The organism is Streptomyces misionensis, assembly GCF_900104815.1.
GTDB lineage: Bacteria > Actinomycetota > Actinomycetes > Streptomycetales > Streptomycetaceae > Streptomyces > Streptomyces misionensis.
The window spans coordinates 8,082,002-8,100,111 of the sequence record NZ_FNTD01000004.1; the positions used below are offsets into that span (position 1 = coordinate 8,082,002).

The 18,110-nt window shown below is 72.1% G+C and carries 15 protein-coding genes and 3 pseudogenes; 11 read left to right on the forward strand and 7 right to left on the reverse strand.

Features of this window, described 5'->3' with window-relative positions:
• Positions 1–257: 257 nt before the first annotated feature.
• From BLW85_RS37475 to BLW85_RS37500, 6 genes are all read left to right on the forward strand, one after another.
• Positions 258–1,343, forward strand: a complete 1,086-nt coding sequence (locus BLW85_RS37475; protein WP_074995879.1) for an aromatic ring-hydroxylating oxygenase subunit alpha — start codon at positions 258–260, stop codon at positions 1,341–1,343.
• A complete protein-coding gene (locus BLW85_RS37480; RefSeq protein ID WP_070025719.1) occupies positions 1,340–1,570 on the forward strand; it encodes a hypothetical protein in 231 nt (76 codons plus the stop codon). Before BLW85_RS37475 ends, BLW85_RS37480 begins: the two co-directional genes overlap by 4 nt.
• 30 nt (positions 1,571–1,600) lie before the next feature.
• Positions 1,601–2,569, forward strand: a complete 969-nt coding sequence (locus tag BLW85_RS37485; protein ID WP_074995880.1) for a PDR/VanB family oxidoreductase — start codon at positions 1,601–1,603, stop codon at positions 2,567–2,569.
• Positions 2,570–2,987: 418 nt separating this feature from the next.
• A complete protein-coding gene (locus tag BLW85_RS37490; protein ID WP_074995881.1) occupies positions 2,988–3,764 on the forward strand; it encodes an IclR family transcriptional regulator in 777 nt (258 codons plus the stop codon).
• Between the two features lie 237 nt (positions 3,765–4,001).
• The gene (locus BLW85_RS37495) at positions 4,002–4,499 is read left to right on the forward strand and encodes a DinB family protein (protein WP_074995882.1); all 498 of its coding nucleotides are present in this window, start codon (positions 4,002–4,004) and stop codon (positions 4,497–4,499) included.
• 257 nt (positions 4,500–4,756) lie between these two features.
• The gene (locus BLW85_RS37500; protein ID WP_070025715.1) at positions 4,757–5,488 is read left to right on the forward strand and encodes a dienelactone hydrolase family protein; all 732 of its coding nucleotides are present in this window, start codon (positions 4,757–4,759) and stop codon (positions 5,486–5,488) included.
• Between the two features lie 319 nt (positions 5,489–5,807).
• Here BLW85_RS37500 and BLW85_RS37505 read toward each other — a convergent pair whose 3' ends face one another.
• The gene (locus BLW85_RS37505) at positions 5,808–6,977 is read right to left on the reverse strand and encodes a CaiB/BaiF CoA transferase family protein (RefSeq protein WP_074995883.1); all 1,170 of its coding nucleotides are present in this window, start codon (positions 6,975–6,977) and stop codon (positions 5,808–5,810) included.
• A 296-nt stretch (positions 6,978–7,273) separates the two neighbouring features.
• Between BLW85_RS37505 and BLW85_RS40485 the strand changes: the two genes are divergently transcribed.
• Both BLW85_RS40485 and BLW85_RS37515 read left to right on the forward strand, forming a co-directional pair.
• Complete coding sequence (locus tag BLW85_RS40485; RefSeq protein ID WP_074995884.1) at positions 7,274–7,534, forward strand: helix-turn-helix domain-containing protein; 261 nt, start codon at positions 7,274–7,276, stop codon at positions 7,532–7,534.
• 1 nt (position 7,535) lies between these two features.
• Positions 7,536–8,018: pseudogene (locus tag BLW85_RS37515) on the forward strand (transposase); the annotation flags it as partial.
• Here the strand turns inward: BLW85_RS37515 and BLW85_RS37520 are convergent.
• Both BLW85_RS37520 and BLW85_RS37525 read right to left on the reverse strand, forming a co-directional pair.
• Positions 7,972–8,618: pseudogene (locus BLW85_RS37520) on the reverse strand (response regulator). The pseudogenes BLW85_RS37515 and BLW85_RS37520 overlap by 47 nt on opposite strands.
• Positions 8,615–9,778, reverse strand: a complete 1,164-nt coding sequence (locus BLW85_RS37525; RefSeq protein WP_079172572.1) for a sensor histidine kinase — start codon at positions 9,776–9,778, stop codon at positions 8,615–8,617. The pseudogene BLW85_RS37520 and the gene BLW85_RS37525 overlap by 4 nt, the downstream one beginning before the upstream one ends.
• Before the next feature lie 132 nt (positions 9,779–9,910).
• On the opposite strand from BLW85_RS37525, the gene BLW85_RS37530 reads away from it, so the two are divergent.
• Positions 9,911–10,642: a class I SAM-dependent methyltransferase gene (locus tag BLW85_RS37530; RefSeq protein WP_074995886.1), complete on the forward strand. Its 732-nt coding sequence runs from the start codon at positions 9,911–9,913 to the stop codon at positions 10,640–10,642.
• Positions 10,643–10,650: 8 nt separating this feature from the next.
• The gene (locus BLW85_RS37535) at positions 10,651–11,271 is read left to right on the forward strand and encodes a DedA family protein (protein ID WP_070025709.1); all 621 of its coding nucleotides are present in this window, start codon (positions 10,651–10,653) and stop codon (positions 11,269–11,271) included.
• Between the two features lie 699 nt (positions 11,272–11,970).
• Here the strand turns inward: BLW85_RS37535 and BLW85_RS37540 are convergent.
• The 3 genes from BLW85_RS37540 to BLW85_RS37550 form a co-directional block, all read right to left on the reverse strand.
• Positions 11,971–13,263 (reverse strand): cytochrome P450 family protein, encoded by a 1,293-nt coding sequence (locus BLW85_RS37540; RefSeq protein ID WP_244175004.1) that lies wholly within the window; start codon positions 13,261–13,263, stop codon positions 11,971–11,973.
• A gap of 81 nt (positions 13,264–13,344) precedes the next feature.
• Positions 13,345–13,527 carry a hypothetical protein gene (locus BLW85_RS37545; protein ID WP_070025708.1) on the reverse strand — a complete coding sequence of 61 codons (183 nt, stop codon included), beginning with the start codon at positions 13,525–13,527 and terminating at the stop codon, positions 13,345–13,347.
• A complete protein-coding gene (locus BLW85_RS37550; protein WP_074995888.1) occupies positions 13,524–15,446 on the reverse strand; it encodes a prolyl oligopeptidase family serine peptidase in 1,923 nt (640 codons plus the stop codon). Before BLW85_RS37550 ends, BLW85_RS37545 begins: the two co-directional genes overlap by 4 nt.
• A 244-nt stretch (positions 15,447–15,690) precedes the next feature.
• Between BLW85_RS37550 and BLW85_RS37555 the strand changes: the two genes are divergently transcribed.
• Complete coding sequence (locus BLW85_RS37555) at positions 15,691–16,968, forward strand: MFS transporter (RefSeq protein ID WP_074995889.1); 1,278 nt, start codon at positions 15,691–15,693, stop codon at positions 16,966–16,968.
• Between the two features lie 533 nt (positions 16,969–17,501).
• Here the strand turns inward: BLW85_RS37555 and BLW85_RS37565 are convergent.
• A pseudogene (locus BLW85_RS37565) lies at positions 17,502–17,862 on the reverse strand (transposase); the annotation flags it as partial.
• Between the last annotated feature and the right edge of the window lie 248 nt (positions 17,863–18,110).

Sequence of the window (18,110 nt, forward strand, 5' to 3'; positions counted from 1 at the left end):
GCCGTCGAAGGCGGCGGCATGGGCCGCCCGCCCCGTCGAACGGGCCCCGCCTCGGTCTTCCGTTCAACGGAAGGCGCCCTGTTCACGGGCCCGTGTCCGCAGCACTCTGGAAACCGCCGACCTTCCACCCCGACCCCTCGGGGCAACCGGCAGCCGAAACCCGCGAACCCCCACCCTCGATCCCAAAACCCACCACCCCAGTCCGCAGTCCCCGATCCGTCGATGCGGCGGGTTCGCCCGACGCAAGGGAGATGACGATGACGACGACGTCATTCGCGCGCAACCAGTGGTACGTGGCCGCCTACGGCAGCGAGATCGGGCGGGAACTGTTCACCCGCACCATCTGCGGCGAGTCGATCCTCTTCTGGCGCACCGAGGCGGGGGAGGTCACCGCCATGGCGGACCGGTGCGTCCACCGCCGTTTCCCGCTCTCCGAGAAGCCGAGCCGACTGGACGGCGACACGGTTGTCTGCGGCTACCACGGCTTCACCTACGGCGCCGACGGCGTGTGCGTGAGCGTGCCCGGTCAGAAGCGCGTGCCGCGCACCGCCCGGCTCACCTCCTACCCCGTCAAGGAGCGGGACTCCTTCGTGTGGGTGTGGATCGGCGACAAGGACAAGGCCGACGAGGCCCTGATCCCCCGCGCCCCCTGGCTGGACTCGCCCGACTACACCACCGTCCGTGGCATGGAACCGCTGGCGGCCCGCTACGGCCTCCTCGTCGACAACCTGCTCGACCTGTCCCACGAGACGTACCTGCACGGCGGCTACATCGGCACCCCCGAGGTCGCCGAGACCCCCATCACCACAGAGGTCGACGACAAGGCGGGCGTCGTGCACGTCAGCCGGCACATGGACGACGCGGCCTGCCCGCCGTTCTACGCCAAGTCCACCGGCATCACCGGCCGCATCACGCGCTGGCAGGACATCGAGTACCACGCCCCCTGCCTGTACCTCCTGCACTCGCGCATCGCCCCGGTCGGCGCACCCGGCCCGGACGCGGACGGCGGCGACCCGGACGCCTTCCACGTCGAGGTCGTCTACGCCATCACTCCGGAGACGGAGAACAGCACTCACGACTTCTGGGCCGTGGCCCGCGACTTCGCCCTGGACGACCAGGAGGTCTCCGACTTCCTGCGGGAGAACAACCGCACCGTCGTCCTCCAGGACGTCGTCGCACTCAACAGGCTGGAGCAGGTCATCGCCTCCGAGCCGGCCGGGACGCAGGAACTCAGCATCAACATCGACACCGGTGGCCTGGCCGCCCGCCGCATCCTCCAGCGGCTCGTCGAGGCCGGCACGGCCACACCCACGGCGGCCGAAGCCGCGGCGGCCGTCCGATGAGCCCGCAGCCCACGACGATGCTCGACGGAGACACGGTCTACCGGATCGTGTGGGTCCCCGGCACGGACCGGCTGCGCGGCTGGTGCTGGTGCGGCGAGCCCCGGGAGTCCGAGGACCCGGTGGAGCTGTGGGAGTGGTTGCTCGCCCATCCCGACGGGCACCCGGGCCCGGGCACCGCCCCCGCCCCGGACCCCGCGCCCCGCCCCCACCGACTCGTCGGCGCCTGACCCGCGTACTCGCGTACTCAAGGACCTCTGATGACCACAAGCACCACCGCACCCGAGGCCGAACTCGACCTCGTCGTGGCCCGCCGCACCGACGAGGCCGACGGTGTGGTCTCCCTCGACCTGCGCCGGGCCGACCACGCCCCGTTGCCCGCCTGGACGCCCGGCGCGCACATCGACCTGGTGCTCGCCCCGGATCTCGTACGGCAGTACTCGCTGTGCTCCTCGCCGGACGACGCCCAGGTATGGCGCGTCGCCGTCCTGCGGGAGGACGACGGACGCGGCGGATCCCTCCAGGTGCACGACAAGCTGGCCGAGGGGGACCCGGTCCGGGTGCGCGGCCCGCGCAACCACTTCCCCCTGGAGCGCGCCGAGCGGTACCTCTTCATCGCCGGCGGCATCGGCATCACCCCCATCATCCCGATGCTGGAGCAGGCAGAACGGCATGGATCCGCATGGGAGTTGGTGTACGGAGGGCGGACACTTGAGTCGATGGCCTTCCGCGGCGCACTCGTCACGCGGTACGGGGAGCGAGTGCGGGTCCGGCCCGAGGACGCGTACGGGCTCCTCGACCTCGACGCGCTCCTGGGGACGCCGCGGCCCGGCACACTCGTCTACTGCTGCGGCCCGGAACCACTCCTCAAGGCCGTCGAGGAGCGGTGCGCCGGCTGGCCGCCCGGCACCCTCCACGTCGAGCGGTTCGCGCCGAAGGAGCTTCAGGCGCCCGCACGGGACGGGGCGTTCGAGGTCGAGCTGGCACAGACCGGCATCACGGTGACCGTCCCGCCGGACAAGTCCGTGCTGCAGGCGGTCGAGGAGGCCGGGGTGCAGGTCCTCTTCTCCTGCCAGGAGGGCACGTGCGGCACCTGCGAGACGGCCGTGCTGGAGGGCACGGTCGACCACCGCGACTCCCTCCTCACCCCCGCCGAACAGGAGGCGCACGACACGATGATGATCTGCGTCTCCCGGGCGGCGTGCCCGAGGCTCGTCCTGGATCTTTGACACCCGGTGTCGCATGGGGCTCCTCCCGGATCTTCGACGATCGCGTGACGGACCGGTGCGACGGCCGGGGCGTGCTGTCAGGACGGCCCGCACAGAAGGTTTCGCGTGGCGCCCCACCGCCGACGTAGCCCGGACACTCCGGTCACGGGCAGCCGCTCCCCACCCGACCCCTGAGGAGGCTGAGAGAAGGGCGGGAGCCTGCTTGCGAGGGCCCGAGCGCCCACCCGTGCCTCGGGGGACCGCCACGCTCGTTGCCGCCGGGGCGTTCCGCTCATGCCGGACCGCTCGCCATCCGACCAGCATCCCGTCGCTTCGAATACTTGCCAGAGCATTGACGGCCGTCAGGGAATTGCCTAGCTTCTCGGTGACGTGCCCGAGCCCGCCGTGGAGCGGCGAGCACCCGGACAAGGAGGTCCGCATGCAGCGCCGAGCCCCGACCGAGAACTGTTCGGTGACGGCCAGGGCTCTGCAGGTGCTGGAAGCCTTCACTCCGGACCGGTCCGTCCTGCGGCTCGCCGAGATCTCCCGCCACACCGGCCTGCCCCTCACCACCACCCACCGGCTGGTGAAGGAACTGGCCGGCTGGGGCGCGCTCGAACGCGAGCCGGACGGCGGCTACCGCATAGGGCTGCGGCTGTGGGAGATCGCCTCCCTCGCCCCGCGCGGCCTCGGCCTGCGCGAGGCCGCCCTGCCCTACCTCTCCGACCTCGGGCACATCACCCGCGAGAACGTGCAGCTCGCCGTCCGCGAGGAACTGTCCGTCGTCTACGTGGAGCGCCTCGCCGGCCGTGACGCGGTCCGGGTCCTCACCCGCGTCGGCGGGCGGTTCGACCTCGCGCCCACCGGCGTCGGCCTCGTCCTCCTCGCCCATGCACCCCGGGAGGTCCAGGAACAGGTGCTCTCCCGGCCGCTCGTCCGGCACACGGAGAAGACCCTGTGCACCCCGGACGAGGTCCGCCGCGCCCTCGCCGAAGTGCGCCGCACCGGGGTCGCCGTCAGCGACCGGCAGGTGACGATGGACGCCGTGTCGGTCGCCGCCCCCGTGTACGGTCCGGACCACACCGTCGTCGCGGCCGTCTCGGTCGTCGCCCACGCCGACACCGTGAACCCGCACGCCCTCGCCCCGCTGGTGCAGGTCGCGGCCCGCGGGATCTCACGGTCCCTCGGGGCACGGCTCAGGTCCTCCGTCGCGTGACGGACGGACACGGACCAGGCGGCAGGGCGGATACGGCCGGATCTCCTCACACATCCTTACTGGGCTGCCAGTACGGATCGGTTGGGATCACCGTCAGGCAGTTGTCACTCATCGCCCGCCTCCCCGCGCCCGCCACGGTCCGCTCCTCGTCCACCGACCCGGCGAACCTATCGGGTCACAGCACTCGATCATGGCAGGGCCGTGCGGCCCGCTCCGTGACCGCGCTACGTTCCCGGGATGCAGCAGCCCTTGGAACAGGTTCCCGCGCTCCTCGATGGCCCGGCCGTCGACGTCTCCGACGCTCATGAACTCCTCCTCGGCTATCTGGACTGGTACCGCGCGGCCCTGATGCGCAAGCTCGCCGGGCTCTCCGACGACCAGTTGCGCACGCCCGTCGAACCGCTCGGCTGGTCGCCGCTCGGCCTGGTCCAGCACCTCGGCTGGGTCGAGCGCCGATGGCTGCGATGGGGTTTCGCCGCCGAGGAGTGGACGGTGGCCGCCGGAACCTCCACCGCGCAGGCCCTGGCCGCCTACGAAGCAGAGGTCACCGTCGCGAACTCTGTCGCTCTGGCCGCTGACTTGAGTGACAAGGCTCGCCTCGGCGGCCGCTTCAAGACCATCGAACAGGCCCCGTCCCTCGGACGGATCCTCTTCCATCTGCTCCAGGAGTACGCCCGCCACGTCGGTCACCTCGACGTCGCGCGCGAGCTCCTCGACGGCGAGACCGGCGAGTGAGGCACCCGGGACTGCCGCTGCAATGCGGGACAGCTTTCAGCCCCGTCGTCCCGAACCAGAGCCGCATCAGGCGTGGTTCGCCCCGTCGACGTTCTTGTCCGGACGCGGGTGAAGTCCTTTGTGATACCGTCGCCGCCGCCGTGCATCGATGCGAACCGGGGAGGTGAGACCGATCAACGCTGTGACAGGTCGGGGCTCCCTCTCTCGCATGGTCTAGGGAGTGCCCGCAGAAGGCATCCCGAAAGGCTTGAAACGCTATGCGCTTCACCTTGCAGACGTCGTCCGACGGCGTGTCCGAACAGCTCTTCACCTTCGGTGAGATACCCGGCGTGTTGTGGACCCCGGACGGTGCCGCCGGTACCCGTCCTCTGATTTTGATCGGACACGGCGGCGGCCAGCACAAGAAGGCGCCCGACATCGTGGTCCGCGCGCGCCGTTCTGTGGCCGAGTGCGGGTTCGCGGTGGCGGCGGTCGACGTGCCCGGCCATGGCGACCGGCCGGTGGATGAGAGGTACAACCGGATCGCGACCGAGAACCAGGCTCGCGTGGAGGCCGGAGAGGAACCGGCTCCGCTGATCGCTCATTTCCAGGCGCTCGTAGCTCGCCAGACCGTCCCGGAGTGGCGGGCGGTCCTGGACGCGATCCAGGAAATCGAGTACGTCGGTGCTGGTCCGGTGGGCTATTGGGGAGTGTCGTTGGGTTGCGGACTCGGCGTTCCGTTCGTTGCCGACGAACCCCGGGTCCGCGCGGCGGTGCTGGGCTTGGGAGGGGCGCTGGCATCGGCCGAGGCGGCCGCGCGGATCACCATCCCGGTGGAGTTCCTGGTGCAGTGGGACGACGAGCGGGTGCCGCGGGCCCAGAGCTTGGCGCTGTTCGACGCCTTTGCCTCGGCCGAGAAGACGCTGCACGCCAACCCCGGCAAGCACGGGGAGATCCCGGCATTCGAGCTGGACAGCGCGCTGCGGTTCTTCGCTCGACATCTCGGCTGATACGGCTGCGCAACTGATCGTTCCAGAATGACTTTCGAAGGCGCCGGAGTCAGATGATGTCGCAGGCAGGTCGAGGAGTCCCTTGCGGACGCTCCGAAGTCGCTGTCCACGGTCCGTCGCAGACGGCCCGTCAGCGCGCTGCGCCACCGTGCCGAGGCCGAGCGGGCGTGCAGGGAAGGCCGGCGACGAGCGGCGCGCAGCCGCCGTCTGCGCGAACAGCGCCGGCGGACCTGACCGGCCCCCGACGTCAGCTCCTCTTAAGGCTCGCCCGGCGCGGTCGGGCCCTCCCTTGCCCTGTCAGCGATCTCTGTCTCGCGCGTCACTGTGGAGGAAGAGCCGGAGACGAAGAGCTGACCTGATCTGCGGTGTCGAGCAGGTCCGGGGCGTGTTCGCCCAGCGTGGGCGCGGGTCGGCGGAAGGTGTGGAGTCCGGCGCTGAAGGAGACCGGGAAGCGTGCCTGGGGCGTTGATCGTTCGGGGAGGGCTTCGGTGAAGAGGTCGCGTGCTACGGCGTGGGGGTCGGTCAGGAGGTCGGCGGGGTTGGTGACGACTGGTGCCCAGGGTGCGTCGATGTCGGTGAGGCGCTTTTGCCACCAGTCGTAGGGGCGGGCGGCGAATGCCTGGCGCAGCAGGGCGTTCACTTCGTCTCTGGCGGCGGTGCGGTCGGCCCTGTGGTCGTAGGCGTCCGTGGCCAGCTCTGGGAACTCCGGGCCGAGTTCGTCGCGCAGGCGCAGCCAGAACTTGTCCTCGTAGGTCGCCAGCGACAGGGAGCGTCCGTCGGCGGTGGTGAAGACGTCGTTGTCGCCTTGGACGAGTCCGGCTGCGAGTGGGTCTTCTGTCCCCGCCAGCGGCAGGGCGAACAGGGAGCACCAGGCGGTGATGGACTCGCTGAGGGACACGTCGATGTGCTGACCCTCGCCCTCGCCGGCGAGGGCGGCGGTGAGGGCGAGGGCGGCGTGCATGGCGCCGGCCATGTCGCCGATGCGGACGCCGGGGCGGGTAATGGTTCCATCGAGGCGGCCGGGGACGGCGAAGAATCCTGACAGGCCGAGGAAGTTGAGCTCGTGGCCGGGCCTGCTCGCGTAGGGACCGGTCTGCCCGTATCCGGTAAGGGAGCAGAGCATCAGCCGAGGGTTGGCTTCGTGGAGGGCGTCGAAGCCGAGCCCGAGGCGGTCGAGGACACCTGGCCGGAAACTCTCGACGACGGCGTCGGCGGTGCGGACAAGCCGCAGGAAGGCGCTCCGGCCGTCGGCTGTGCGCAGATCGAGGGCCACCGATCGCTTGTTGCGGTTGAGGGTGTCGAACAGCGGCGGGGCGAGGCGGAGCGGGTCGCCACCTCGCGGGTCCTCGACCTTGATCACGTCCGCCCCAAGGTCGGCGAGGAGCGAGGTCGCATACGGCCCGGGGAGCAACCGGGACAGGTCGAGGATCCGCTTGCCGTGCAGCGCGGACCAGCGCGGGGCGCCAGGAGAGGGTGGGGCGGCGGTCACGAGAGTGTGCCTTCCTGAGTCCGGGTTCGATGCGCTCCCCGCGGATCCAGACGAGATACGTCCCCACAGTCATTGGTCAGCATCGACTGCTGCCGGAGACCGCCCGCGGGACCGGGACCTTTCTCAACAGAGGAGCATACAAATTGATCAGTAGTAGACATGCTGTCCGGTAACGCCTGGGCTGTCAAGAGTGCCGGGGTTGCTCCCCTGGCCCCGTTGATCTTGTTCACCTCTAGTCGCCGGGCGGCCTCCGTGGTGGCCAGCAGCGCGTTCGCGTACGTCTTCCTTCCGCGCGGTTGTCGCCCAGGTCGTCGACCGGTTCGCACAGCCGATCTGGAGGAGAGCGCGGCCGAGGCAGGGACGTCAAGCACCTGCGGCTGCTGGCGGCCCCACGCCGCCTGCTGACCGGTGACGTCACCGCCGCCCAGGTCGCCCACGCCGTCGGGTACGAGAGCGCGACCCAGTTCAGCCGCGAGTACCGGGCCATCCACGGCCTGCCACCGATGCAGGACGCGGCCCGACTGCGCGCCCGGCTCACCGCACACGGATCGGCGTAGCCCTAAGGCTCGGGTCAACCGAGCCGGCCCATCCCGGCGCGGGCGTTTCCCTGACCGCGCGGCACTCGCCGCCGTCCTGTACGTGCTACGGACCGGGGACGCCTGGCGCGACGTCCCCGCGGAGACCGTGGGCTGCACCGGCATGACGGCGTGGCGCCGGCTACGCGACTGGACCGCGGCAGCCGTCCGGCCTCGCCTGCACGCCGCCCTGCTGACCGAGCTGCGCCGCGCCGACCCGCTGGACCTGGACGACTGCGCCGCGGTCGGGTCCCACGTCCGGGCCCTCAAGAGGGGGGAACACACCGGCCCCTCGCCCGTCGACCGCGCCCGCCCGGGCTCGAAACACCACCTGATCGTCGACCGTCACGGAACCCCGCTCGCCGTCACGCTCACCGGCGGCAACCGGCACGACGTCACCCAGCCACCTGCCCGTTTGATCAGGTGGGCAGTCCCGCGTCGCGGGCCAGGAGGGCGGCCTGGACGCGGTTGGTGACGCCCAGGGCAGTGAGGATACGGCTGACGTGGGCTTTGACGGTGCTTTCCCGCATCGCGAGGCGGGCGGCAATGTCAGCGTTGGTCTCGCCCTGGGCGAGCAGGGCCAGAACGTCCAGCTCCCGGGGGTGAGCCGCTCAAGCCGGGCCCGCGCGGCGGTGGCCTTCGGCTGGTTGCCGGTGTGGTAGCGGTCGATGAGTCGGCGGGCCGCGGCGGGGTGGAGCATGGCGGAGCCGGCTGCCACCAGGTGGACGGCGCGCAGGATCTCGGCGGGATCGGTGTCCTTGAGTAGAAAGCCGTCGGCTCCGGCGGCAAGGGCGTCGTAGACGTACTGGTCGAGGTCGAAGGTGGTCAAAGTGATGACCTTCGGCGGGTGAGGCAGCGCCCTCAGCCGGGCGGTGGCGGTGATGCCGTCCATGCGGGGCATGCGCACGTCGACCAGGGCGACGTCGACGCGGTGGGCGCTGGCCCGTTCGATCGCCTGGAGGCCGTCGGCGGCCTGGGCGACGAGGTCGATCTCCGGGTCGCTGTCGAGGAGGTCGGCCAGGCCGAGGCGTACCAGGGCGTCGTCGACGATCATTGCGCGGATCATGCGGGAGTGCCGTTCTCTTCAGTGTCGGCCGGGTGGGGGATGCGCGCGGCCAGGCGCCAGGAGCCCGCGCCGGCCGGTCCCACGGTCAGATGGCCGCCGAGGGCGCTGACGCGTTCGCGCAGGCCGACGAGCCCGTAACCGGAACCGGCGGCGGCCGCCGGCCCGGGGGGACCGGCGGGGTTGGTGACCTCCACCAGCGTGGCCGGCGGCCGGTAGTCGATCCTCATGGTCACCAGGGCGCCGTCGGCGTGCTTGCGGGCGTTGGTCAGGGCTTCCTGCACGATGCGGTACACGGCCAGGCGGTGGGTGGTGGGCGCGTCCTCCGGCCGGCCGTGGACCGTCATGGCAATGGGCTGGGAGGCGGCGCGGGCGTCGTCCACCAGTTGCTGGACGTCGCCGGGAACCGGCGCGGGCACAGCATCGGCACTGTTCGGTGCGGTGCCGGGAGTACGCAGCACACCGAGCACGTCCCGCAGGTCGGCGAGGGCTTCCGTGGAGGCGTCCCGCAGTAGAGCCAGTCGTTCGGCGATTGGTCCGGGAAGGGGGTCGCTGCGGGTGGCCAGCACGCCCGTGTGCAGGGCGATCAGGCTGAGCCGGTGGGCGAGGACGTCGTGCATCTCCGCCGCGATCCGGGACCGCTCCGCGATGCGCGCGGCCTCCTCGCGCAGCTGCGCCTCGACGTGCAGGTGCTCCACATCGGCGGCCAGCGCCCGCACCAGACGCCGGCGGTTGCCGATCCACAGGCCGACGACATACGCGAAGGCCCATAGGAACAGCGCGGTGACGTACGTCTGCTGGTGCCACAGCCGGGTCGGCGGATAGCCAACGAGGTTGGCGCCCAGCGCGGCGGCGGCGCAGAGGACCGCCGCCCGCGTCCGGCGGGCCGCAGCCAGGTCATACATGACAAGCGCCAGCAGCAACGTGCCGACCCACCCCCACCACGCGGTGACGGCGGCGACCACGATGGGCGCGATGGGCCAGCGTAGCCGCGGCACGAGCAGCACCACCGCGCACGCCACGGCCGAGGCAATGATGGCAACCACATACCGGCCGTCGCTGAACCGCTGCGCGGCGCTCACCGTCGCGACGGTGGCGAAGAACGTCACGGCCGCGCCGCGCCCGACGGCCACCACCCACGCCTGAATGCTGCTGCTGTTCACCGTCACGATCCTAGGCAGACAGCCGCCCGCCGCCCCCCGACGACCGGCGACGCCCACCCCCTACTTTCGTCGGGGAAAGCCGTCGAAGAACGGCGGATCTGCTGCCGGGCGGCGATTCCTAGCGTCATCTACATGGATGACTGGACCACCTCCCACCGACGTGTCCTGGCGCAGCGCGAAGCCGACGGCTGGATGTTTCTGATCGAAGCAGCCCGTGATCTGCGCACCACCGGCGCGGTCGCCCCCAGCGGTAAGGCCCTCGCCCACGCCCTGACCGAGCCCGTCCGCAGCCGCTCGCCCCGCCCGCTGGCCGTCCTGGAAGCAGGCGCCGGCACCGGCGCCGTCACCCGGCATCTGATCCCCCGCCTTCCCCGCGGCAGCCGCCTCGACATCGTCGAGGCCAATCCCCGCTTCGCCGACCAGCTGCGCATCCTCGCCGCCACCCACCCCCGCACGACGTCCCGGTCCGCGGACATCACCGTCCACCAGAGCCTCGTCGAGGACCTCGACACCGACCAGCGGTACGACGTGATCGTTTCCGGCTTGCCGCTGACCAATTTCGCCCCCCACACCGTGGAACGGATCATGGGCCGCTATCTGGAGCTGCTCCACCCCGGCGGAACCCTCACCTACTTCGCCTACCTCGGCACCCGACGCGCCCGCACCCTGCTCGCCTCACAGTCCGAAGCACGCCGGCACGCCGCCGTGGACCACGTGATGACCGCCTACCAGCGCCGCTACGCCACCGCCCGCTGGAGCGTGTGGGCCAACCTGCCACCCGCCCACGTCTGGCACCTGCAACTCCCCCCGCTGCCTTCCCAGCCCTCCGCCGACGGTCAGCACAGCGCCGCCTGGACCAGGTGAGTCCGTAGATGCACGTCCTGACCGACCTCCTCGCCCACCTCCCCCCGCCGGCCGCCTACGGGGTGCTGGCCCTGGCCGTGCTGGCCGAGTCGATCCTCCTGGTCGGCGCCTTCGTCCCGACCCTCACCCTGCTGCTGACCGCCGGCGCGCTGGCCCGCGCCGGCCACATCAGCCTCCCTCTCGTCATCGCCACCGCGGCCGGCGCCGTCATCGCCGGAGACCTCCTCGCCCACCGCACCGGCCGCTTTCTCGGTCAGCGGCTCCGCACCGGCCGCGCGGCCCGCCGCGTCCCCGCCCCCCTCTGGCACCGCGCTGAGGCCCTCACCGCCCGCCACGGCGGCCGAGCCATCCTGCTGGCCCGCTTCATTCCCGTCGTACGCACCCTCGCCCCCCACTTCGCAGGCGCCACCAGCCTGTCCTACCGCTGCATCGCCCCCTACAGCGCCACCGCCGCCTGCCTGTGGGCCACCGCCGAAGCCGGCGCCGGTTACGGTGCCGCCGCGTCCCTCCAGCGAATCATCACCCTCGGCGGGCCCGCCCTTGCCATCGCCGGCGTGATCACGGCCGGGGGCGCGGCCTTGTGGATGAAGAAGCGCCGACGCTTCCCGCCACCGCAAGACGTCAGCTGACAGCCGGCCCCGCCCGGTGCGGACGTGACTGACCGACAGCCGGTACATCCAACGCCACACAGATCACAGGGCCGTACCATCTCGGCACATCCATCGGAGGCTTCCGGTACAGCGCCGCACTCGTCGCGCCCTGATCTTCCGCGCCGTCAGGCTCACGGAGCAGCCGGAACCGGTACTCCGCGCGCCACCCCCGTCGCGTCCACGCCACGCGGAGGCGGTCTTGGTCCACCGTACGTAATCTGCTCCGCCGAGCTTGGACCACCCACCGCTGGGACACACGTCCCCGACGCCGCCCATGACCGGCCACCTCTCTGCGCGGCCTCTGAGATCCACTGTGGTGGCGGACCATCCGGCGCGTGCCAGGTCGGCCAGGAGCCGGGATGCTTCCACAGAGTCGGTCAGGCCAGGGGCGCGGGGTTGCGGAGAGCGTCCATCCCTCCCACGGATACGTGCCCCTCGGCGGAGTCAGTTCGCCGGCCAGGGCGTGGCCGGCGGCCTGGGACGGCATGGTGGTGTGCCCGGTGTAGTGCAGGCGGCCGTCCCGGGCGGGCGCCTGATCGGCGGACCGGCGGGTCGGCGTCGGTCGGCGGCCCGTTCGCCTGCCGTACGTCTGGCGCGGTTCCACCTTGCGCACCCCGTGTCCCGTTCTCCTTGACCGGCCCGGCCCAGGCCGCGACGGTGCGGGAGGCAGGGCGGGGGTCAGCGGCGCAGGGTGAGGGGCAGCGCCTCCAAGCCGCGCAGCATCATCGTGTTGCGCCAGCGCAGGTCGTGCTCCTGGCAGGCCAGGGTCGTTCCGGGGAAGCGGTCGAGGAGCGCGGTGAGCGCGATCTCGGTCTCCAGCTTGCCGAGCAGGGCCCCGAGGCAGCGGTGGATGCCACCGCCGAAGGCGAGATGGCCGGCGTCCCGGCGGTCGAGGATGAGGCGGTCGGGGTCCTGGAAGCGTGCCGGGTCGCGGTTGGCCGCGCCGAGGGACAGCAGCACGAACTCGTCCTGCGGGATCTCCACCCCGCCGACGTCCACCGGCTCGGTGGTGAAGCGGGTGGTGGCCATGCAGATGGGGGAGTCGTAGCGCAGGAACTCCTCGACGGCCCTGGGCATCCGGGTGAGATCGGCGCGCAGCCATGCGGCCTGGCCGGGATCGCGCAGCAGCGCGAGGCAGGAGGTGCTCAGCAGGTTCACGGTGGTCTCATGCCCGCCGATCAGCAGCAGGGCGACCATGCCCACGATCTCGTCGTCCGTCAGCTCCCCGCGCTCGCGGGCCGCCAGCAGTTCGGTGAGCAGATCGGCGGGACGGTCATTGCGGCGGATGCGCCGGTCGGCGATGGCCAGGACGTACGAGCCCATCTCCTGGACGGCTCGTTGGAACGCCGCGTGGTCGCCCTCCTGGGTGACGATGGCGGTCGACCACTTCCGGTAGAGGTCGCGGTCCTCGGGCGGGAAGCCGAGCAGTTCGCAGACGACGAGGATCGGCAGCGGGAAGGCGAAGTCACGGACCAGGTCCACCGTGGCGGTGGTGGTGCGGGTCGTGTGGCGCGCGGCTGCCGCGTCCAGGCCGTCGAGGAGTTCGAGGGTGATGCGCTCGACCATCGGCCGCATCGCCTCGACCCGCTTGCGGCTGAACGCCGCCTGGACCACGCGGCGGAGGCGGGTGTGGTCGGGCGGATCGCTGCTGAGCATATGGGTGATCTCGGTGCCCAGGTTGACGCCCTCGACCCGGCTGTCGGCCAGGGCCTGGGCGCGCCGCATATCCTGCGCGAAGCGGCGGTCGAAGAGCGCGGCCCGGACATCGACGTAGCGCGGGATGATCCACAGCCGCAGGCCGCCGTCGCTGTGCAGCACGGAGACCGGGGCCGATTGCCGCAACCTGGCCAGGGTCGGGTACGGGTCGCTGAGGAACGTCGGCGGGTTCTGGCGCGGTTCCGTCGTCCCGGGCTTGTCCGGCCGGGGGCTGTTCGTCCGGGGTGCTGCCGTCGCTGCCGTAGCTGTGGTCATGATGTTTTCCTGTCCTCACCGGTACGGCCGGCGCCGCGGCGGGGTGCCGGGCGTGGCACCCCGCTACGGCGCTGCTTGGGCTCACTGCAGAGGCGACTTCTTCTCCGTGTTCTTCTTCGTGCGGGTGGCGCAGGTCCGCGCCGGGCCGTTCGGCCGGACCGGGACCGCCTGGTCCAGGGCGGCATGGGTGTTCGGCGGAATGATGAGGCCGCGCTCCCGCTCGGTGGCGCTGATGGGGTCGACGCGCAGTCCGTGACGCTTCATGGGGTTGACCTTTCTTCGGTGTGGTGGACGGGGTGGTGCGAGCCGGTCCGCCCGCTGTTGCGGCGGTCGGCGGTTCTGGGGGAGGCGCGCAGCGCGTCGTCGGCGTAGCGCACCATGGCGGCCCAGGCGGCGGCGTATCCGGCTGGGTCACGGCCCACGTCGTGTCCGCCGCCGAGCCACCGGACGCGATGCGGGACGTCGCGGCGCCGCAGCGCGGCGAGATAGCGCTCGATCTGTTCCGGAGGGCACTTCTCGTCGTCCGCCGAGGCGGCGAGGAAGAGCGGGCCGCGTACGCGGCCCACATAGGTCATCGGGCAGGCCGCGCGATAGCGGTGTGGCACCTGCTCGGGGGTGCCGCCGAAGAGGCGGTCGTCGACCTCCCGCAGCGCCGGCGTCGTCGCCCGGTACGCCGCCGTGTAGTCGGCCACCGGGGCGACGGCCAGCCCCACGTCCCACAGCCGGGGCTGGACGCCCATCGCCAGCAGCGTCAGATAGCCGCCCCAGGAGTAGCCGCACAGGCCGGTACGGCCCGGCTCCGAGACTCCCGCGTCGATGAGGTGGCCGCGCACCGCGGCGAGGTCTTCGAGCTGGGCGAGGCCGACCCGGTGGCCGAAGTCGTCCCGCCAGCGGGGGCCGTAGCCCGTCGAGCCGCGGTAGTTGGTGCGCACCACGGCGAATCCGGCCCGGACCAGGGCCTCGGTCCGGGCGTCATAGGCGTCCCGGTCGTGGGTGTGGGGCCCGCCGTGGACGAGGAAGACCGTCGGCCAGGGGCGGTGGCCCGCGCTGCGGCCGGGCGGGGTGGCCACAAAGCTGTGGATCTGCCCGTACGGCCGACGTGTCCACAGCTCGCGGCGCCTGGATCCGGTCGTTCCGCCGGGCGCCGTGCCGCGTGACGCCGTCGTGGAGCGGCCGGAGTGGCCGGTGCGGTCGGGATGTTTCGGGGGTTCCGGGTGCTCCGCACTTTCCGGGTGGCAGATCAGTGGCCGGGGCGGTTCGCCGTCGCGGCTCCACAGACAGTGGACCGTGCGGTCGGGTGCGCAGGAGAAGTCGATGATCGTGCCCTCGGGCGTGGGAAGCGCCGTCGTCGTACCGCGGTCGAGGTCGGCGCGGAGCAGGCGGCTGCGTCCCGCCCGGTCCTGCTGGACCAGCGCCGTGCGGCCGGGCCCGTACCAGCAGGCGGTGATCTCCGTGTCGAAGTCGAGGGCGGAGCCGGGACCGTGCGTACGGATCCCCTCGCCCTGCCGCCAGAAGGCCAGGGTGTAGCGGCCCGCGCGTTCGAGGACGAGCAGCAGTTCCGGCCGTGCGGTGGCGAGGTCCGGGCGGAAGCCCAGCGCCCACACCGCGCCGCCGTCGCCGTCCCCCGCTGCGCCGGGGATGGCGTCCACGAGCACGCCGGAGGCCGGTGACCACAGCCGGACCGCGGCCGGTCCGGCCGGGTACCCCGCGGTGGCCAGCAGCCGGCCGCCGGGGGCCAGGCCCACCACTGCCGCATAGCCGGGCTCCTCGGCCACCAGGCGGGCGCGCTCGCCCGGCCGGCCGAGGTAGTACCGCGTGCGGTCCGCGACCCCGACGCCGACGGCGGCGAGGCCGCTGCGGGGGTCGAAGGCCAGGCCGTGCATCCGCCCGGCGGGTATGCCGTCGAGCGCCGGGCGCGGGTGCCCGCCCTCGAACGGCCCGCGCAGCCAGTGGCCTTGACCGCCGGGAGCGGCGTCGAACCACCACAGGCCGTGGCCGTCCGGCTCGATGGCGGCGGTCTCCACACCCAGCGGTGCGGTGGTCGCCTGGCGGCGCTGACCCGTCGTCAGATCCCAGGCCACTATCTGCGGGAGACCGTCCACATACCGGGTCTCGACCGCTCGCCGTCCGTCGCGGGCGGCGAAGGAGGGGACGTGCACCGCCGTTCCGATACCGCCGCTCATCGCCGTCCCTCCCTTCGCTGGTGTCCGCTTCCGCCGCCGGTGGCCTTCGTCGGTGCCCTTGGCTGTGGTGGGCTCCGACGGCCATCACACTGCCGGACGGGCGGTCCGCGTGGCAGGGAAGAAAGCGCGGCGGCACCGGCAGTGAGCTGTTGCCGGTCCTTCCCTGGCACCGGACGGTGGGCGGGCGACAGGGTGCGGGGGCGACCACATGGCCCGGACCCACCGAGGAGAAAGAGGCGACCCGATGACGATCGCGGCGACCCGGCCCGGCACAGCCCCCGTCCCGCGCGGCGGAGCGCCGAACGGCACACCGGGCGGCAGGCCGAGCCGTGCGCTGACGGCGGTCTATGTCGCGGGCGCGGTGACGGCGTTGGGCACCCAGATGACCATGCTCGCGCTGCCCTGGCTCGTGCTGGAGACCACCGGCTCGGCCACCCGGGCGGGCCTGGTCTTCGCGGCCCAGGTGCTGCCCATGGCGCTGCTCGGCTTCGCGGGCGGAGAGGTCATCCAGCGCCTGGGCGCCCGCCGGACCATGGTCGTCTCCGATCTCGCCCGCGCTCCGGTGGTGGCGCTGATCCCGCTGCTGCAGACCCTGGGCGCGCTCGATCTGGCCGTCCTCGTGGCGATCGTCGCGGCACTCGGGACGCTGGCCGTTCCGTACTACGCGGCACAGCGGGTGCTGGCGATGGAACTGCTGAGCCCGCACGCCCGCTCTCTGGCCCGCGCCAACAGCGCGCTGGGGGGTGTGCAGAACGGCTCGGCGTTCGCCGGACCGGCGCTCGCGGGCGCGCTGATCCCGCTGGTGGGGACCACATCGGTGGTATGGCTGGACGCGGCCACGTTCGCCTTCTCCGGGTTGCTGCTGCTGCGCCGCGTCCCGGCAGGGGGTGGCGGGGCCGGAGGGTCCGCGGCCGGGCCCCGCGGCGTGTGGGCGGGGGTGCGGCATCTGTGCGGCGACTGGTTCCTGAGCCGGGCGATGCTGTCCACCGTGGTGTTCGGGCTGATGCTGCGGACCCTGATGATCACCATGCCGGTGCTGGCGTTCGCCCGGTTCGACGGGGACGCCAGGGTCGGCGGCCTGCTGATCGCCGCCGTGGGCGCCGGTGGCATGGTGGGCTCGGTGGCCGCCTATGTGCTGGCGGCACGGGTCGCCCCCGTACGGCTCGCCTGTACGGCCCTGGTCTGCGTCGCCCTGCCCCTGTGGATGCTCCTGGTGCCCGCGCCAGCCGGCGTGCTCGTCGTCGCCGTCGGCCTGTCATCGGCCGCCGTGCCCCTGGCGAACGCGCCGCTGATGGGCGTGCTCTCCGCCCGGCTGCCGGACGGCTTCGGGCCCAAGGTGTTGCAGGCGGTGATCACGATCGGCACCCTGGCCGGGCCGCTGGGCTTCCTGGCCGCGGGCGCCGTGCTGGACCGGGCCGGTGTCACGGCGGCCCTGTGGGGCGTCGCCGCGCTCGCGACGTTCGGCAGCGGCAATCTGATCCTGGCCCTGCGCCGCCTCCAGGCCACCGGGGACCCGGACTGACCTGGTCCTCCGAGAAGACCCCGGTGGACGAGGGTCACGCGGCGGCGGAGTTCACCGGAAGCCCTCCTCGCGGTACTCCGCGGCCTGATCGAGCTCTCCTACCAGCTGCCCGCCGAGCACAAGATCAGCGACCCGCCCCAGGGCAAACGGATCCTGCGGGACGCCGCCAAGGCCCTCGGCCTGCCCCGCGAGGTCTGGGCCAGCCAGGCGCGGCCACCGAGGACCACCCGCTGCGCCCGACCGTCCCCCACGCCGCCTCCAAGGCCGCCGGCGATCCGGTCGCCCTCAGCCACTGGCACACGTATGGGGCGCCGGTCTGCGTCACCCACTCCTCGAATGTCCAACGACCTGCGGTACGCCATGGACTGGGGCAAGCTCGCCGCCCTCGGCTACAAGCCGGACCACGACTTCCAGGCCGGCCTGGGGGAGACCGCCGACTGGTACCGGCGCAACGTTAACGCCGACCGGTGGGCGCCGCTCGCCTGCAACCCGCTGCCCGCCATGCCCTCACCGCGCGTCACCCCCGACACGTCCCGGGAGCCGCAGCATTTCGGCTCGAAGGAGCCGTCCCGGTCGCGAGGCACGACGATCTCCACCGGCCTCACGTCGGTCAGCACCGTCTCGGAGCGTGTGCCGTTGCGCGAGTTGCCACCGGTTCTTGCCCGCCGGAGCGTGCTTGTCATAGCCGAGGTTATCGGTGATCTCGCCCTCCAGCGCGAACTCCAGCAGCCGCCTGGTCAGCTGCTGCAACAGTCCGCCCTCGCCGGTCAACTGCAGTCCCTCGGCCTGGGCGCGGCTCACCAGCTCGTCGATCAGCTGGGCGTCCACGGCCTTCACCGACACAGCCGCTGCCGACTCGACAGCGTCCTGCTCAGCCACGTTCTCACTGGTCATCGGGATGGCGTCGACGTCCAGCACCTCGACGGCGGGTCCGGGACTGCTGGTAAGACGACGCGTCCGGGACCGGGATCAGGCCGGTGTGCCGACCCACCGGAAGGGGCTGCGGGAACCAGGGCGCTGCATACCCCTCCGAAGTGCCGGGGGTAGACAGACTGTGCCCACCCCCATACAGTCCGTACCGGGCCTGCTACTGCAGGAAAAGGGGGCGGAAAGCGTTTCTTACTGCGGCATTCAACGCTCTC